The sequence below is a fragment of the Paraburkholderia rhizosphaerae genome (genome assembly GCF_004366595.1).
Lineage (GTDB): Bacteria > Pseudomonadota > Gammaproteobacteria > Burkholderiales > Burkholderiaceae > Paraburkholderia > Paraburkholderia rhizosphaerae.
The window spans coordinates 271,507-287,611 of sequence record NZ_SORE01000005.1; the positions used below are offsets into that span (position 1 = coordinate 271,507).

General features: G+C 62.7%; 12 protein-coding genes. 10 read left to right on the plus strand and 2 right to left on the minus strand.

From position 1 onward, the window contains the following. Positions 1–5 precede the first annotated feature (5 nt). The 6 genes from pdxR (at position 6) to BX592_RS08920 (ending at position 7,051) form a co-directional block, all read left to right on the plus strand. On the plus strand, positions 6–1,523 hold the full coding sequence (gene pdxR / locus BX592_RS08895; RefSeq protein ID WP_134191287.1) for a MocR-like pyridoxine biosynthesis transcription factor PdxR: 1,518 nt from the start codon (positions 6–8) through the stop codon (positions 1,521–1,523). Positions 1,524–1,734: 211 nt separating this feature from the next. Continuing rightward, positions 1,735–2,181, plus strand: coding sequence for an HU family DNA-binding protein (locus BX592_RS08900; RefSeq protein ID WP_134191288.1), 447 nt, complete (start codon positions 1,735–1,737; stop codon positions 2,179–2,181). A gap of 567 nt (positions 2,182–2,748) precedes the next feature. Continuing rightward, positions 2,749–4,158 (plus strand): circularly permuted type 2 ATP-grasp protein, encoded by a 1,410-nt coding sequence (locus tag BX592_RS08905; RefSeq protein WP_134191289.1) that lies wholly within the window; start codon positions 2,749–2,751, stop codon positions 4,156–4,158. A 127-nt stretch (positions 4,159–4,285) separates the two neighbouring features. After that, positions 4,286–5,236 carry an alpha-E domain-containing protein gene (locus tag BX592_RS08910; RefSeq protein WP_134191290.1) on the plus strand — a complete coding sequence of 317 codons (951 nt, stop codon included), beginning with the start codon at positions 4,286–4,288 and terminating at the stop codon, positions 5,234–5,236. Between the two features lie 12 nt (positions 5,237–5,248). Beyond that, a complete protein-coding gene (locus BX592_RS08915; RefSeq protein WP_134191291.1) occupies positions 5,249–6,055 on the plus strand; it encodes a transglutaminase family protein in 807 nt (268 codons plus the stop codon). A gap of 99 nt (positions 6,056–6,154) precedes the next feature. Beyond that, entirely contained in the window at positions 6,155–7,051 is an 897-nt protein-coding gene (locus BX592_RS08920) for a proteasome-type protease (RefSeq protein ID WP_134191292.1), read from the plus strand. Positions 7,052–7,219: 168 nt separating this feature from the next. Here BX592_RS08920 and BX592_RS08925 read toward each other — a convergent pair whose 3' ends face one another. Together BX592_RS08925 and BX592_RS08930 are read right to left on the minus strand one after the other, a co-directional pair. Then, complete coding sequence (locus BX592_RS08925; protein WP_134191293.1) at positions 7,220–8,425, minus strand: porin; 1,206 nt, start codon at positions 8,423–8,425, stop codon at positions 7,220–7,222. A gap of 396 nt (positions 8,426–8,821) precedes the next feature. Further along, positions 8,822–10,126, minus strand: coding sequence for a YhjD/YihY/BrkB family envelope integrity protein (locus tag BX592_RS08930; RefSeq protein ID WP_134191294.1), 1,305 nt, complete (start codon positions 10,124–10,126; stop codon positions 8,822–8,824). 229 nt (positions 10,127–10,355) lie between these two features. On the opposite strand from BX592_RS08930, the gene fdnG reads away from it, so the two are divergent. The 4 genes from fdnG to fdhE all read left to right on the plus strand — a co-directional run bounded on the left by fdnG (position 10,356) and on the right by fdhE (position 16,092). After that, positions 10,356–13,427 carry a formate dehydrogenase-N subunit alpha gene (fdnG, locus tag BX592_RS08940; RefSeq protein WP_166676323.1) on the plus strand — a complete coding sequence of 1,024 codons (3,072 nt, stop codon included), beginning with the start codon at positions 10,356–10,358 and terminating at the stop codon, positions 13,425–13,427. A gap of 8 nt (positions 13,428–13,435) precedes the next feature. Then, positions 13,436–14,398 carry a formate dehydrogenase subunit beta gene (gene fdxH / locus BX592_RS08945; protein WP_134191297.1) on the plus strand — a complete coding sequence of 321 codons (963 nt, stop codon included), beginning with the start codon at positions 13,436–13,438 and terminating at the stop codon, positions 14,396–14,398. Beyond that, complete coding sequence (locus BX592_RS08950; RefSeq protein ID WP_134191298.1) at positions 14,395–15,021, plus strand: formate dehydrogenase subunit gamma; 627 nt, start codon at positions 14,395–14,397, stop codon at positions 15,019–15,021. The genes fdxH and BX592_RS08950 overlap by 4 nt, the downstream gene beginning before the upstream one ends. Before the next feature lie 138 nt (positions 15,022–15,159). Continuing rightward, the gene (fdhE, locus tag BX592_RS08955) at positions 15,160–16,092 is read left to right on the plus strand and encodes a formate dehydrogenase accessory protein FdhE (protein WP_134191299.1); all 933 of its coding nucleotides are present in this window, start codon (positions 15,160–15,162) and stop codon (positions 16,090–16,092) included. Positions 16,093–16,105: the final 13 nt, after the last annotated feature.

A 16,105-nucleotide genomic window follows, 5' to 3' on the forward strand; every position in this document is an offset into this window, starting at 1 on the left:
GCCGGATGGAAATCCATATCGCAGTCGAAGGCCGTCACGACCTTGCAGGCCAGATCTACCGGCAACTGCGAGCGGGCATCGTCGAAGGGCGGCTCGCGGGCGGCACGCAATTGCCGTCGACGCGCGATCTTGCCGCGCAACTCGGCGTATCGCGCAAGACCACGCTCGACGTATTCGAAAGACTGCTTGCCGAAGGCTTTCTCTATGCGCGGCCCGGCGCGGGCACCTATGTCGCGCGTGGATTGCGCAGATTGCCAGGCGAACCTTCCGCGCATGCGCGAGCGGCGCACCAGGCTCGCGTTCCCGCGAAAGCGGGCCTGCGTTCCGTGCCGTTATGGGATGTCGCGCCGCTTCTGCCGCCGGTACCAGCCGCGGGGGTGACCTATGACTTCGTCGGTGGCGTGACCGACAAGTCGCATTTTCCGTTCGACGCGTGGCGCCGCTGCGTGAATCACGCGCTACGTGTGCAGGTGCGCGGCGCGGGCACGTATCGCGATGCAGCCGGCGAACAGGAACTGCGCGTCGCGATCTCGCGTTATCTCGCGTTCAACCGTGCGGTCGACAGCAACTGGGAAGATGTGATCGTCACGCAGGGCGCGCAGCAAGCGCTCGATCTGCTCGCGCGCGTCACGCTGCGCGGCGGCGATGTCGTGGCCGTCGAAGACCCCGGTTATCCGCCCGCCCGCGCATGTTTCGCCGCCGCCGGCGCGAAGCTCGTCCCGGTGCCGGTCGACGGCGACGGCCTCGTTGTCGACCGGCTGCCGAACGACGCGCGGCTCGTCTATGTGACGCCTTCGCATCAGTTTCCGCTCGGCCTGCCGATGAGTCTCGAGCGCCGCATTGCGTTGCTCGAATGGGCGCAGGCGCGCGGCGCGGTGATCATCGAAGACGACTACGACTGCGAATACCGCTTCGAAGGCCGGCCGATGGAGCCGCTGAAAAGCCTCGACCGCGCGGGGCTCGTCGCCTATGTCGGCACATTCTCAAAGACCATGTTTCCTGACTTGCGGGTCGGCTACGTGGTGCCGCCCGCGTCGCTGACCCGGCCGCTGGCGAACGCGCGCCGGATGACCGACTGGCACGGCTGCATGCTGACGCAGACCGCGCTCGCGCGGTTCATGCTGAACGGCGACTTCGCGAAGCACCTGAAACGGATGCACAAGCTGTATGCAGGCCGGCGCGCGCAACTGCTCGCGAATCTGCAAGGCGGTCTCGCGCGCTGGTTCGAGCCGGTCGTGCCCGCGGCCGGCATTCACCTTGCGGCGCTGCTCAAGGCCCCGCTTACCGAGGCGGCGGTTGCCGAAGCGGCGCATCGCGCATCGATTGCGCTGTACGGCATTGCGCCTTTCTATCTCGGTACCCCCCGGCGCGAGGGCTTCGTGTTCGGTTACGGCAGCATCGAAGCAGCGCGGATCGATGCCGCGTTGAGCGCGCTCGCGCGGTTGCTGCCGACACTCGGCGATGGCTCCTCCGGTCATGCCAACCCGCATCCGCTGAAGCAGACTCCAGCGCCCAAAAGGTGATGGACAGGTACCTACAAAATGCGACGTGATGACTTTTAACCCGTAAAACAAGCGTCAAAATGTGTCCCGTAGTCTGCGGCACGCAACAAAACAGCATGTCGACGCATAAAAGATTCGCGCGAAATGCCTTAGCGCTTGTAGAATCCCGCGTGAAGCGTGCACATGGCGTGTGCGCTTCATGGCTCACTGACCAACAACAGGTAGGAGAAACATGCCGACTTCCGCAAAGAAGGTTGCCAAGAAGGCGACCACCGCAGCGACCAAAAAAGCCGCTGCACCGAAGGCGCCCGCGAAGAAAGCCGCGGCTAAGAAGGTCGCCGTGAAGGCGTCCGGCGCACCGTCGCCGATCAAGGACACCTTCACGAAGGCCTCGCTGGCTGCTCACGTCGCAGAGCGTTCAGGCGTTGAACCGAAGTCCGCCAAGCTTGTTCTGGCTGCGCTCGAAGACACGATCCTCGGCTCGGTCCACAAGAAGGGCGCTGGCGAATTCACGCTGTCGGGTCTTCTGAAGATCGTAGTGCAAGCTGTGCCGGCGAAGAAAAAGCGCTTCGGCAAGGACCCGTTCACGGGCCAGGAGCGCTGGTTCCCGGCTAAGCCGGCTTCGGTGCGTGTGAAGGCACGTGCGCTGAAGAAGCTGAAGGACGCAGCTTCGGCCTAAGCGGTTGCGCCGCGTGGTGGCTCACCGCTATCTTCGGGCAGCGGCGAGCAGTCATGCTGATGTCTCCGTAAAAGCCGTATGCAGTAGCCGAATCTGCAGCAGCCGTATCCGCTGCATTTGAAATCCCCGCGGGAGAACACCCGCGGGGATTTTTTATTCCCGCGTCCTGACCGCGGTTGATCGTCGTCCGGCTGGCGCCGATACCTGCGTCAACTTATCGAGCCGCTTCAGGTCCGGCGGACTCAAGATTCCCTAACCCGGTTCGCGGCTGCATCGAACTGGTTTCTCGTGCTACCGCTCGCACCTTGCTAGCGCATCGCCGTGCTGCGCAGTACGATCGGATCAAGCCGTTGGCTACGACGCCCGAAGCGCAAACCGGTTGTGGCCGGGTCCCGCGATGTGTGCTGGTACGATGCGCGTTCGCAGTGCATAGCGGTGTTGCGTTGCTTGTGCCTGTCGATCGATGCGGTGCGCGCGACGTCAATGGCATAACGCTTGCTTGAACAAGACGGACACCGAATGCGCAGCGCATTCGCCTTCTATCCGACAAAAAGAGCGGGGCGTGACATGCGATGCTATGACGAGATGCGTCGACACGACGATGCCTTGCGGCCGCACTATGCGCGCTTCGCAAACTGGCTGGCGCAACAGGGCAACGAAGCGATCGCGCGCAAGCGCGCCGAGGCTGACCTGCTGTTCCGGCGCGTCGGCATCACGTTCGCGGTGAACGGCGATCTGTCCGGTACCGAGCGGCTGATTCCGTTCGATCTGATCCCGCGCATCATTCCGCGTGACGAATGGCGAACCCTCGAAGCCGGCCTGCGCCAGCGCGTGCAGGCGCTCAATCTGTTCATCCATGACATCTATCACGAGCGCAATATCGTGCGCGCCGGCATCGTTCCGGCGGGCCAGGTCTATACGAATGCGCAGTACCGGCCGGAGATGCAGGGCGTCGACGTGCCGCTGGGCGTGTATGCGCATATCGCCGGCGTCGATGTCGTGCGCGCCGGGATGGACGGCGAGTTCTATGTGCTCGAGGACAATCTGCGGGTGCCGTCCGGCGTGTCGTACATGCTCGAAAACCGCAAGATGATGATGCGGCTGTTCCCCGAACTGTTTGTTCAGAACCGCATTGCGCCGGTCGCGCATTATCCCGATCTGCTGCTCGATATGCTGCGCTCGGTCGCGCCGGCGGGCGTCGACGATCCGGTCGTGGTGGTGCTGACGCCGGGTATGTACAACTCCGCGTACTTCGAGCATACGTTCCTTGCTCAGCAAATGGGCGTGGAGCTGGTCGAAGGCAAGGATCTGTTCGTCGACGACAACTATGTGTTCATGCGTACGACCCAGGGGCCGCGGCGCGTCGACGTGATCTATCGCCGCGTCGACGATGATTTTCTCGATCCGCTCGCGTTCCGGCCGGATTCGGCGCTTGGCGTGCCCGGCCTGTTGACCGCTTATCGCGCCGGCCGCGTTGCGCTTGCAAATGCGATGGGCACCGGCATTGCGGACGACAAGTCGATCTATCCGTACGTGCCGGAGATGATCGAGTTCTATCTCGGCGAAAAGCCGATTCTCAACAACGTGCCGACGTACCAATGCCGCAAGCCGGACGATCTCGCCTATACGCTCGCGCATCTGCCCGAACTGGTCGTAAAGGAAGTGCACGGCGCAGGCGGCTACGGGATGCTGGTCGGTCCGGCGGCGACGGCGGCCGAGATCGAAGCGTTCCGCGCGCGGTTGATGGCGAGACCGGCCGGCTACATCGCGCAGCCGACGCTGGCGCTGTCCGCGTGCCCGACGTTCGTCGACGCCGGCATTGCGCCGCGCCATATCGATCTGCGTCCCTTCGTGCTGTCGGGCAAGACCGTCACGATGGTCGCCGGCGGGCTCACGCGCGTCGCGTTGCAGCAGGGGTCGCTGGTGGTCAATTCGTCACAGGGAGGCGGGACGAAAGACACCTGGATGGTCGACTGAGCGCGTTCGCCGCGCTTCAATGCGCCACCGCGGCGGCCATCGCGGCCGCCGGCGCGCGTGGGCCGTCACGGGTGACCACGCGCCGCGCCGTACGTATCCCGTGCCGATCGACAAACGGAACGCCATCATGCTGAGCCGCACCGCCGACCACCTGTTCTGGATGGCACGCTATATGGAGCGCGCGGAGAACACCGCGCGTATGCTCGACATCAACCTGAAAGCGCAGTTGCTGCCGCAGACGCCTGAACAGGAGGCACGTGCGCAGCGAGCGGTGCTGCGTATCTCCGAGCTCGAAGAGGCATTCGCGCAGCGTCACGCGGAGCCGACGCGCGAGAACGTGCTCGCCTTTATGGTGATCGACGACGCGAATCCGTCGAGTATCCAGTCGTGCCTGCACGCGGCGCGTGAAAATGCCCGCGCGGTGCGCGGAACCCTCACGACCGAGTGGTGGGAGACGATCAACGACACGTGGCTCGAGTTCAACGAGCAGACGGCGGCGGGGCAACTGACCAGCAATCCGGCCGCGCTGTTCGAATGGGTGAAGTTCCGCTCGCACCTGTCGCGTGGCGTGACACTCGGAACCGCGCTGCAGGACGACGCGTTTTTCTTCACACAACTGGGCACCTTTCTCGAGCGCGCGGACAACACCGCGCGCATCCTCGATGTCCGTTTCGCGGACGCAGCGCCCAATTCGCGCGACGCGGCACGCCAGCTCGAAGACTTCTATTACTGGACGTCGATTCTGAGTTCGGTATCCGCGCTGGAGATTTACCGCAAGGTATATCGCGACGTCGTCACGCCAGCGCGAGTGGTCGAGCTGATGATCCTCAATTCGCAGATGCCGCGTTCGCTGCTCGCATCGCTTGACGGCGTCTGCGCGAATCTCGCGATGCTGCGCACCCAGGGCTCGACCCAGTGCGAACGCTTTGCAGGCAAGCTGCGTGCGGAGCTGCTGTATGCCGATATCCGGCAGATCTTCGAAGCGGGACTGCATGCGTGGCTCACACAGTTCCTCGCGCGCGTATTCGAACTCGGCAACATGGTCGCGCGTACCTATCTGTTGTTGCCGGTGGCCTGACGGAGTGCCCGTATGTTTATGACGATCCGCCACGATACGGTCTATCGCTACGACGCGACAGTCCACTATTCGATCCAGCAATTGCGGCTGACGCCCGTCAGCGGCGCGTCGCAGACCGTGCGGCGCTGGTTTCTCGACGCGCCGGGCAAGCTCGATTCGACCTTCGACGCGTATGGCAACGTGCTCCACACGCTGGTGCTGAACCGGCCGCACGATGAGATCCGCGTGCAGGTGTCGGGCGAAGTCGACACGATGCCGCTTATCGGCGGGCGCCTGCACGACGACGCCGGTCCGATTCCGCTCGAGCACTATACGTGCGCAACCCGATTGACCGACGCCGATCCGGCGATCTGCGAGCTCGCGCATTCGGTACCGCCGCTTGGAACACCCGGCGCGCTGATCGCGCTCGCCGAGCGGATCGTCGAACGTGTGCCATTCGAGGCCGGCATTACCGCGGTCACGAGCACCGCCGCGCAGGCACTCGCGCTTGGCCGGGGTGTTTGCCAGGACCACACGCACCTGATGCTCGCCTGCTGCCGTGCGCGCGGCGTGCCGGCGCGCTACGTGAGCGGCTATATCGAACACGGCGAGGTCGATGACGCCGCGAGCCACGCATGGGTCGATGTATGGCTGGACGGCCTCGGCTGGGTGTCGGTCGATGTCACGCACGCGGCATTCGCGACGGATGTCTATTGCCGGCTCGCGGCGGCGCGCGACTACGAAGCGGCGTCGCCGGTGCGTGGGCGGCGCATTGGCGGGCTCGGCGAGCGCCTCGACGTCTCGGTCTCGGTGAGCGCACAGGAACTGTCGCCTCAATAACAACGAGCGCGAACGCGCGCGACGCAGTGGCCAGGTTAAGGGCCGGCGGCGCGTGGCGCGCATACAATGGCGGCGTCCGGTCGCCTTCAGAGGTTTGTCATGACGTATTGCGTCGCACTGAGCGTCGATGAAGGACTCGTGTTCCTGTCGGACACGCGGACTAACGCCGGCGTCGACCATATCAGCACGGCGCGCAAGATGTCCGTGTTCGAACAGCCGGGCGAGCGCGTGCTGGTACTGCTTGCCGCCGGCAATCTGTCGCTCACGCAGGCGGTGCTGCGCGAATTGTCCGAACCGTCAGACCCGGCCGAGCCGACGCTGTGGAACGTACCGACGATGCCCGATGCGGCGCGCGTGGTCGGTCGCGCGGTGCGCAGCGTGCATCAGCGCGAAGCCCAGGCGCTGAACGATTTCAGCGTCGAATTCAATTGCAGCTTTATTCTCGGCGGACAGATCGCGCAGGATGTAGAGGCCGCCGGTTCGCGCACGCCGCCGCCGCGTGCGCGCCTGTTCATGATCTACGCGGCCGGCAATTTCATCGAAGCGTCGAGCGTGAACCCGTACTTCCAGATCGGCGAATCGAAGTACGGCAAGCCGATCATCGACCGCGTGCTGGTGCCGCAAACACCGCTCGACGAAGCGGCCAAATGCGCGTTGATCTCGATGGATTCGACGCTACGCTCGAACCTGTCGGTCGGTTTGCCGCTCGACCTGCTGGTCTATCAGAAGGACACGCTGCGCGTCACCCGCTTCGTGACGATCACGCAGGACAACGCGTATTACCAGATGATTCACCGCACATGGGGCGAGCGGCTGCGCCAGGTATTCGGCGAGATTCCCGACCCGGACTGGCAGGATGCCGCGGCGATTCCGCACGCCGATCTGGAAGACGACGCAGTGCTGTTTCGCGCGCCGGCGAGCACCGCGCATGGCGCTGTCGATGCGCGCCCCGCACAGACGCTGGCGCAGGCGGACAAGCCGAAAGCACGGCGCTAACTCTGGCCGCCATCGTCGCATGCTGTCCCGCCGCAGCGGCAGCTGTGCGGCCGCGCGTTGACCAGCCTGATTCGCGTCACCGAAGAAAAAAGCCAGCCTGCGGCTTGCGCCTTAGGCTGGCTTCGAACCGCAGCATGGAGCTTCAGCTGCGCAGCTTGTTGTTGCTTATTAGAACTTGTGACGGATACCGATGCTGACGATGGCTTGCGTGTCCGAACCTGCCTGGAAGCCATACGAACCGACCGATGCCACTGCGTCCGCGGTCGAGTTCGGGCCGGTACGCTGCGTGCCGCCGGCGTGCTGCCATGCGCCGATCAGGTACAGGTCGGTACGCTTCGACAGATTGTAGTCTGCGCCAGCCGACACCTGGTGATAGTTCGCCGACACGTCGCCCGACTCGTGCGTCCAGATGTAGCCCAGACCCAGCAGCAGGGCCGGCGACATCTGGTAACCGACGTAACCGCCGACCACGTTGAACTTCGCCTGTTCGGTGAACGCCGAGAAACCGTCCGGCTTGTATTGCGCGAAGCTGTAGCGTGCGTTGAACGTGAACGGACCCGCGACGTACTGAGCCGCCGCCGACGAGATGCTGATCGACTTCGCCGATGCGTACGCGCCGTTGATCGTCGAGCCGTCAAACGTTGCGTCCGACGTAGCGCCCGTGCTCCAGCCCGGCAGCGTGCCGTCCGGGTTGGCCGCCGTCGGAGCGACGCCGCCGCGTGCCGCGAAGCCGTTCGCGTTGTCCATGCGGATGTAGCCCGCAGCGACGCTGAACGGACCCGTGCCGTACGTTGCCGCGCCGGACCAGGTCTGACCCGAGCCCGTCGTGCCGGCCACACCGCCGAACGCGTACATGCCTTCGAACTGGAAGCCGCTCCACACCGGCGACACGTACTTCACTGCGTTGTTCGTACGCGAGCTGTTGTCGTTGTTGTCGACGTCGCCCGGCGTGGTGAACGTGCTGCCGAAGAAGTTATCAGCCGTCAGCGGCTGGACCATATCGACCAGCGGGTCGTACTGGCGGCCCAACGTGACCGTACCGTACGCGTCATGCGTCACGCCAACATAGGCCTGACGGCCGAACAGGCGACCGCCCTGACCGAGCCTGCCGCTGTTCGGGTCGAAGCCGTTTTCCAACTGGAAAATCGCCTTCAGGCCGCCACCCAGATCTTCAGTACCTTTCAAACCCCAACGGCTACCTTGCATGTTGCCGGCCGCGAGGTGATACAGGTTGTTGTTGTCCGTGTCGGCGTTGTGCACCCACTGGAACGAGTCGTCGATCAAGCCGTACAGGGTCACGCTGCTCTGGGCGTGCGCCGCGCTGGCAGCACCTAGCAGAGCCAGCGAGAGGGTAGACAGTGCGATTCGTTTCATCCAAATCTCCACGCAAATGATTGTTTAGTTGTTGCGAAACGGAGAATAACGCAGGGGGTTGACGCACAAGAAACGAAAAAAATAAAGGTGTATCGAAAATGTGACAGGTCGCGGAAAGCCTTGTCTCACAAGACTAATCGTGATTATTGCAATTACAGCAATGTTTTATCGTCTAACTAGCATTATTGTTGTTTTGGTAGATGATATCCGTCGCCAGTTGCATAAGTCGGTGTTTTATGAAAGCTATATGTAATGTAGTTGTCTAGGCGGAACCGCTGCCTGGAGCAGCTAGGTAAACAGCCTGTCTGATGGCTTTCGAGATTGTGCGAGTGGACAACATTCTTGAAATGTGGTTTGACAAGCCGAGGCGACAGGTACGCGGATGCGTTCGGAGATCTAGCGTCCGCCGCCACGGCGGCCGGACATCGCGGCAACGATGATCGCCGTGCCTGCCGCGACCAGCACCGAACTCCATGGATGGCGCCGCACGTAGCGGTCCGCGGCGACTGCGGTACGGCCTGCGTGCACCAGGCTCACGGCCGCCGCATGCGTCGCGCGCGTTTCCGCATGCACGACCGAGCGTCCCATACGGACGGCCTTGCGGAACATGGGCCGTCGCCGGGCGCCGTCAGCACTGGTAGCGATAGCCGATGCCGTACCCAGCTGCGCGCCGTCTGTTTCCGTCGCTGCGGCGGGATGAGACGACCTGCCGCGCATCACCTTGGCGCCGCGCGCCGGATTCACGCCGGCGGTCGGCGCGGCGAGCACCGACGCGATCATCGCGCGGCTGCCCGGCGGCGTCTGCTGCAGAAACGCCCACGCGCCGCGCGGGTCGTGCAGCCGGCCGCGCGCTGCCGCGAATTCCGCGCCGAGCAACAGCACGAGCGCCGAGAAGTACAGCCACATCAGCAGCACTGCGAGTGAACCCGCCGCGCCGAACGAGTTCGCCATGCCGGCATGCGCGAGATAAAGCGCGAACAGCTTCTTGCCCGCGGAGAACAGCACCGCCGCGACGATGCCGCCCACCAGCGCGTCGCGCCAGCGCACGGGTGCGTCGGGCAGAAACTTCAGCAATGCGGCGAAGGCGAGCGACAGCACCAGCAGCCCCACTGCCAGTTGCAGCAGATTGCCGAACACGATGGTCGGTGAATCGCCCCACAGCCAGTTGCCGATGAACGTGATCGCCGCATCGAGCACCAGCGATACGATCAGCAGGAACGCGACGCCGAGCACGAGGCTGAACGAGATCAGCCTGGTCCGCACGAGCGCCATCACGCTCGATGCGCGCGGCCCGCTGGACGGCCAGACGATATTGAGTGCGCTGTTCAGCGACGAAAAAGTTGCGGACGCACCGATCGCCAGCATCACGAACGAGATCACCGCTGCCGCGCCGCCCGCGCTGCCGCTGCGGTGCGCGTTCTGCACGATGGTTGTGATTGCCGACGCCGCATCGTTGCCGAGCACGTCATGCACTTCGCGGTACAACTCGCCCCTCGCGGCCTCGCCGCCGAGAAACCATCCCGCGACCGCGATCACCATCACGAGCGTCGGCGCGAGCGAGAACGCCGCATAGAACGCGATGCTCGCGGCCATCGCCGGGCAGCGATTCTCGATGAACTGGCGGCACGCGCCGACGGCCCACGATGCATGCAGCCGGGCGGCGCGATGCAGCTTGTCGGCGGAAAGAGATTCGAGTTCCATGGCGATCCCTTGTGACGGAAGGCATGACGCAGGATGCATCGCTGCGCGCTGAACGGGCTGCGCTTCGCCCGCTGCCCGCGGGTACCCGTGCAAGTGCTATGCCTGTTGCTGCAGTGCGCTATGTGTATCAGATTAACGCGTGTTTTCCCGCATGTTTAACGATGTAAACAGATCAAAATAAACGACTTATACTTTTTGGTACCCCACACAACCGAGCGCGAGGGCTTCCATGCTACAGATGTCCCGGCGTCAGTTCCTGAAGGTGAGTGCCACCACATTGGCGGGATCGAGCCTGGCGTTGCTCGGCTTTTCGCCGGATGTCGCGCTTGCCGAAGTGCGACAGTACAAGCTGTCGCGCGCCACCGAAACCCGCAATACGTGCCCGTACTGCTCAGTCGGCTGCGGCATCCTGATGTACGGCCTCGGCGACGGCGCGAAGAATGTCAGCGCGAGCATCTTTCATATCGAAGGCGATCCGGACCACCCGGTCAATCGAGGCACGCTGTGTCCGAAGGGCGCTAGCCTGATCGATTTCATCCATAGCGAAAGCCGCCTGACGATTCCCGAGTATCGGCCCGCCGGTGCGAAAGACTGGCAGCCAATCTCGTGGAACGATGCGCTCGATCGCATCGCGAAGCTGATGAAAGACGATCGCGATGCGAATTTCATCGAGTCGACCGCGGATGGCAAAAAGGTGAACCGCTGGCTGACGACCGGCATGCTCGCTGCGTCCGCGAGCAGTAACGAGGTCGGCTATCTGACGCACAAGGTGATCCGCGCGACCGGGATGCTCGCATTCGACAACCAGGCGCGTGTCTGACACGGCCCGACGGTGGCAGGTCTTGCCCCGACGTTTGGCCGCGGTGCGATGACGAACCATTGGGTCGACATCCGCAACGCAGACGTGATTCTGGTAATGGGCGGCGATTCAGCCGAGGCGCATCCATGCGGTTTCAAATGGGTCACCGAGGCGAAGGCGCATCGAGGCGCGAAACTGATCGTCGTCGATCCGCGCTTTAACCGAACCGCATCGGTCGCGGACCTGTATGTGCCGATCCGGACCGGCAGCGACATCGCATTTCTGGGCGGGGTGATCAACTATTTGCTCACCAACGACAAGATCCAGCACGAATACGTGAAGAACTACACGGACTTCACGTTCCTCGTGCGCGAGGACTTTGCGTTCAACGACGGCCTCTACTCAGGCTTTGACGACAAAGCTCACAAGTACACGGATAAAACATCATGGGACTACGAACTGGGTGACGACGGTTTTGTAAAAACCGATCCGTCGTTGCAGAACCCTCGTTGCGTGTACAACCTGATGAAGCAGCACTACTCGCGCTATACGCCCGAGATGGTCGAAAAGGTATGCGGAACGCCGAAGGACAAGTTTCTAAAGGTCTGCGAAATGCTAGCGACGACCGCCACGCCGAACCGCGCTGGCACGATCATGTATGCGCTCGGCTGGACGCAGCACACGATCGGCTCGCAGATGATCCGCTGCGGCGCGATGGTGCAATTGCTGCTGGGCAACATCGGCGTGTCGGGCGGCGGGATGAACGCGTTGCGCGGGCACTCGAACATTCAGGGGCTGACGGACCTCGGTTTGATGTCGAACCTGCTGACCGGCTATATGACGTTGCCGAACGAGGGCGAACAGGACTTCGACGGCTACATCAAGAAGCGCGCGTCACAGCCATTGCGGCCCAACCAGCTGAGTTACTGGAAAAACTACAAGGCGTTCTTCGTCAGCATGATGAAGTCGTGGTATGGCGATGCGGCCACGGCCGACAACAACTGGGGCTACGACTATCTACCGAAGCTCGACAAGCCGTACGACATGCTGCAGATCTACGAGCTGATGGCGCAGGGCAAGGTCAATGGCTACCTCGCGCAGGGGTTCAACCCGCTTGCGTCGGCACCGAACAAGGCGAAGATGACCGCCGCGTTCTCGAAACTGAAATGGCTCGTGATCATGGACCCCCTCGCCACCGAGACGTCCGAGTTCTGGAAAAACTATGGCGAATTCAACAATGTCGATTCGTCGCAGATCCAGACTGAGGTGTTCCGGCTGCCGACTACCTGCTTTGCGGAGGAGCGCGGCTCACTTGTCAGCTCGTCGCGGGTGCTGCAATGGCACTGGCAAGGCGCGCAGCCGCCGGGCGACGCGAAAAGCGACCTCGAGATCATGTCCGGCATTTTCGTGCGGATGCGCGCGCTGTATCAGAAGAACGGCGGCAAGTACCCCGATCCGCTGCTCAAGCTGAGCTGGCCATATGTGCACGCCGATAGCCCGACGCCCGACGAGATCGCCATGGAGTTCAACGGCAAGGCGCTGGCCGACGTAACCGATCCCAAAGATTCGACCAAAGTGCTCGCGAAAGCCGGCGACCAGCTGCCGGGATTCGCGATGTTGCGCGACGACGGTTCGACCGCGAGCGGCTGCTGGATTTTCTGCGGCTCGTGGACCCAGGCGGGCAACCAGATGGGGCGGCGCGACAACGCCGATCCGACCGGCATCGGCCAGTCGCTGAACTGGGCATGGGCGTGGCCGGCAAACCGGCGCGTGTTGTACAACCGCGCTTCGTGCGACCCGAATGGCAAACCGTTCGACCCGTCGCGCAAGCTGATCGCATGGAATGGTAAGACGTGGAGCGGCGCCGATATTCCCGACTTCAAGCTGGACGAGAACCCGGACGGCGGCATGGGGCCGTTCATCATGAACCCGGAAGGCGTTGCGCGCTTCTTCGCGCGCGACATGATGAACGAAGGACCGTTCCCCGAGCACTATGAGCCGTTCGAAACGCCGCTCGGATACAACCCGTTCCATCCGCAAAATCCGCTTGCGACGAATAACCCGGGCGCGCGGATATTTCCCGACGATCGCGCGGCGCTGGGCAAGGCGGCCGATTTTCCGCAAGTCGCGACGACCTACCGGATCACCGAGCATTTCCACTTCTGGACCAAGCACGCGCGTCTCAACGCGATCATCCAGCCGCAGCAGTTCGTCGAAATCGGCGAAGACCTTGCAAAAGACATCGGGGTGGTCGCGGGCGATCGGGTGAAGGTGTCGAGCAATCGCGGCCATATCGTCGCGGTGGCAGTCGTGACCAAGCGGATCAAGCCGTTGATGGTCGACGGCAAGAAGATCCAGCATGTCGGCATTCCGCTGCACTGGGGGTTCAAGGGCCTCGCCAGACCCGGCTATCTGACGAATACGCTGACACCGTTCGTCGGCGACGCGAATACGCAGACGCCGGAGTTCAAGTCGTTCCTCGTGAAAGTCGAGAAGGCATAGGGGGCGTCATGGCACTGCAATCACTCGATATCAGACGTCAATCGGCGACCACCGTGCAGCCGCCAACGGCGCGCGAGCCGGCCACCGGCAGCGTCGCGAAGCTGATCGATGTCAGCAAATGCATCGGCTGCAAGGCGTGCCAGACCGCGTGCATGGAGTGGAACGACTTGCGCGACGAAATCGGCATCAACAGGGGCGTTTACGATAATCCGCCCGATCTGACCGAGCATTCATGGACGGTTATGCGCTTTGCCGAGTACGACAACCCGAACGGCAATCTCGAATGGCTGATCCGCAAGGACGGCTGCATGCATTGCGCGGACCCGGGGTGTCTGAAGGCGTGTCCGTCACCGGGGGCGATCGTTCAGTACACGAACGGCATCGTCGATTTCCACGAGGAAAACTGCATTGGCTGCGGTTTTTGCATCGCGGGGTGTCCGTTCAATATTCCGCGTATGTCGCAGGCGGATCGCCGTGTTTACAAGTGCACGCTGTGTTCGGATCGCGTCGCGGTGGGGCAGGAACCTGCCTGCGTGAAGACGTGCCCGACCGGCGCAATCGTGTTCGGCACCAAGACGGACATGATTGCGCATGCGGAAGAACGTATTGTCGATCTGAAGTCGCGCGGTTTCGAAAAGGCCGGTCTCTACAATCCGGAAGGGGTCGGCGGCACGCACGTGATGTACGTGTTGCATCACGCGGACCAGCCGTCGCTTTACCACGGCTTGCCGGACTTCCCGACCATCAGCCCGATGGTGCGCGTGTGGAAGGGCATCGCAAAGCCGGTCGCGCTGGCCGTGATGGCGTTCACCGCGCTAGCGGGCTTCTTCCATTACACGCGCGTCGGACCGAACGAAGTGACCGAGGACGACGAAGTCGCCGCACGCGACGAAGCGCGCAGAATCAGGGAGCAGCGCGGAACGCAACCCGTCGACAATCCTGAAGGGAAGACCGAGGAGCCGACCAAATGAAAGATCACGATCCGAACCTCATCGTGCGCTATACGCCGAACGAGCGCACGAACCACTGGATTACCGCGATCACGTTCGTGCTGCTCGCGCTGTCCGGCTTGTCGATGTTCCATCCGTCGATGTTCTGGTTGTCCGGAATATTGGGCGGCGGCCAGTGGACGCGCATTCTGCATCCATTTATCGGCATCGTCATGTTCGTGTCTTTCCTGATCCTCGCCGTGCGTTTCTGGCATCACAACTATCTCGACAAAAGCGACTGGCAATGGATGCGGCAAATGAACGACGTGCTCGCCAATCGTGAAGAAAAACTACCAGAAATCGGCCGCTACAATGCCGGACAGAAGTTACTGTTCTTCGTGATGGTGGTCTGTCTCGTGTTGCTGTTGCTAAGCGGCATTGTGATCTGGCGGGCATATTTTTCGTTCTATTTTCCGATCGGTGTTGTGCGAGCCTCGGCGTTGATCCATGCAATCGCGGCGTTCGTGTTGATCGTCGGCATCATTGTGCATATTTATGCGGCGATCTGGGTCAAAGGCTCGGTCGACGCGATGTTGCGCGGAACGGTCACGCTCGGCTGGGCCAGAAAACATCATCCGCGCTGGTTCCGGGAGAGCATCAAATAGCGGATGCCACGGGGAAACGCTTGCGGTTTTGCTCCTATTGCTGACAAACGAAACCGGCGCGAGAATCTGTGCACAGCGTGCCGGAAGTCAAACGCTTAAGTATGCCAATCGTGTCATGCATAACGGGGAGTCCCGCAATTGGTGCAGCGCATACTCGACCCAGCGCAGATCGAATCGCTCGATCAGTCGGCCATTCCACGTATCCGCCTGCCCGAACGGATTTCCTGCTTTACGACGCGTGCGGCGCGCTTGCGCAAGCTCGCGACCGGCAATCCGATCGGCGGCTATCTGCGGCTGATGGCGTCGTTGGCCGATGCGCAGCAGCAGGTGCTCGCCAAATTTGAAGCGGCGATGCCGTCCGCTGAAACGATTGAGCAAGCCCAGCGCAATTCGATGCCGCTCGTACCCGCGCTATCGCCGGATCGCGATCCGGCGTGGCGCGATGTGCTGCAGCGTTTGCTCGATCGCGTTGAAAGTTCGGGTCCGGTGGCGCCGGCGCTCGGCAAGGCGATCGATGCATTGCGCTTGATGGGCGCTGCCGAACTCGATGCGCAGGCCGACGCGATTCTTGCGCAGCGCTTCAATGAAGTCGAGCCGGCCACCGCGCCGTTCATCACGGCGGCGCTCCAGGTGGTGTGGACCGATCTCGCTACCCGCTTCGATGTGCACGACATTCCGTACCTCGATACGCCGGGCGCGTGCCCGGTGTGCGGCGCGCAGCCGGTGGCCAGCGTCGTGCGCATAGGTGGGCCGTACCAGGGTTATCGCTATCTGCAATGCGGGCTGTGCGGCACTGAAGCGCATATGGTTCGCGTCAAATGCTCTAACTGCGATTCGACGAAGGGCATTGCTTACCACAGCATCGAAGGCGGCAGCGAGGCGTGGAAGGCCGAATCGTGCGACGAATGCCATACCTATCGAAAGATCGGCTACCAGGAAAAAGACTTCGATATCGAGCCGCTCGCCGACGATCTCGCGAGCCTGACGCTCGATTTGCTGATGAACGAAGCGGGCTACGAGCGCAGCGGGCCCAATCCGCTGCTGTGGCCTGAAGTGGCGTCGGACCGTTGAGCGGGGAGGCCCG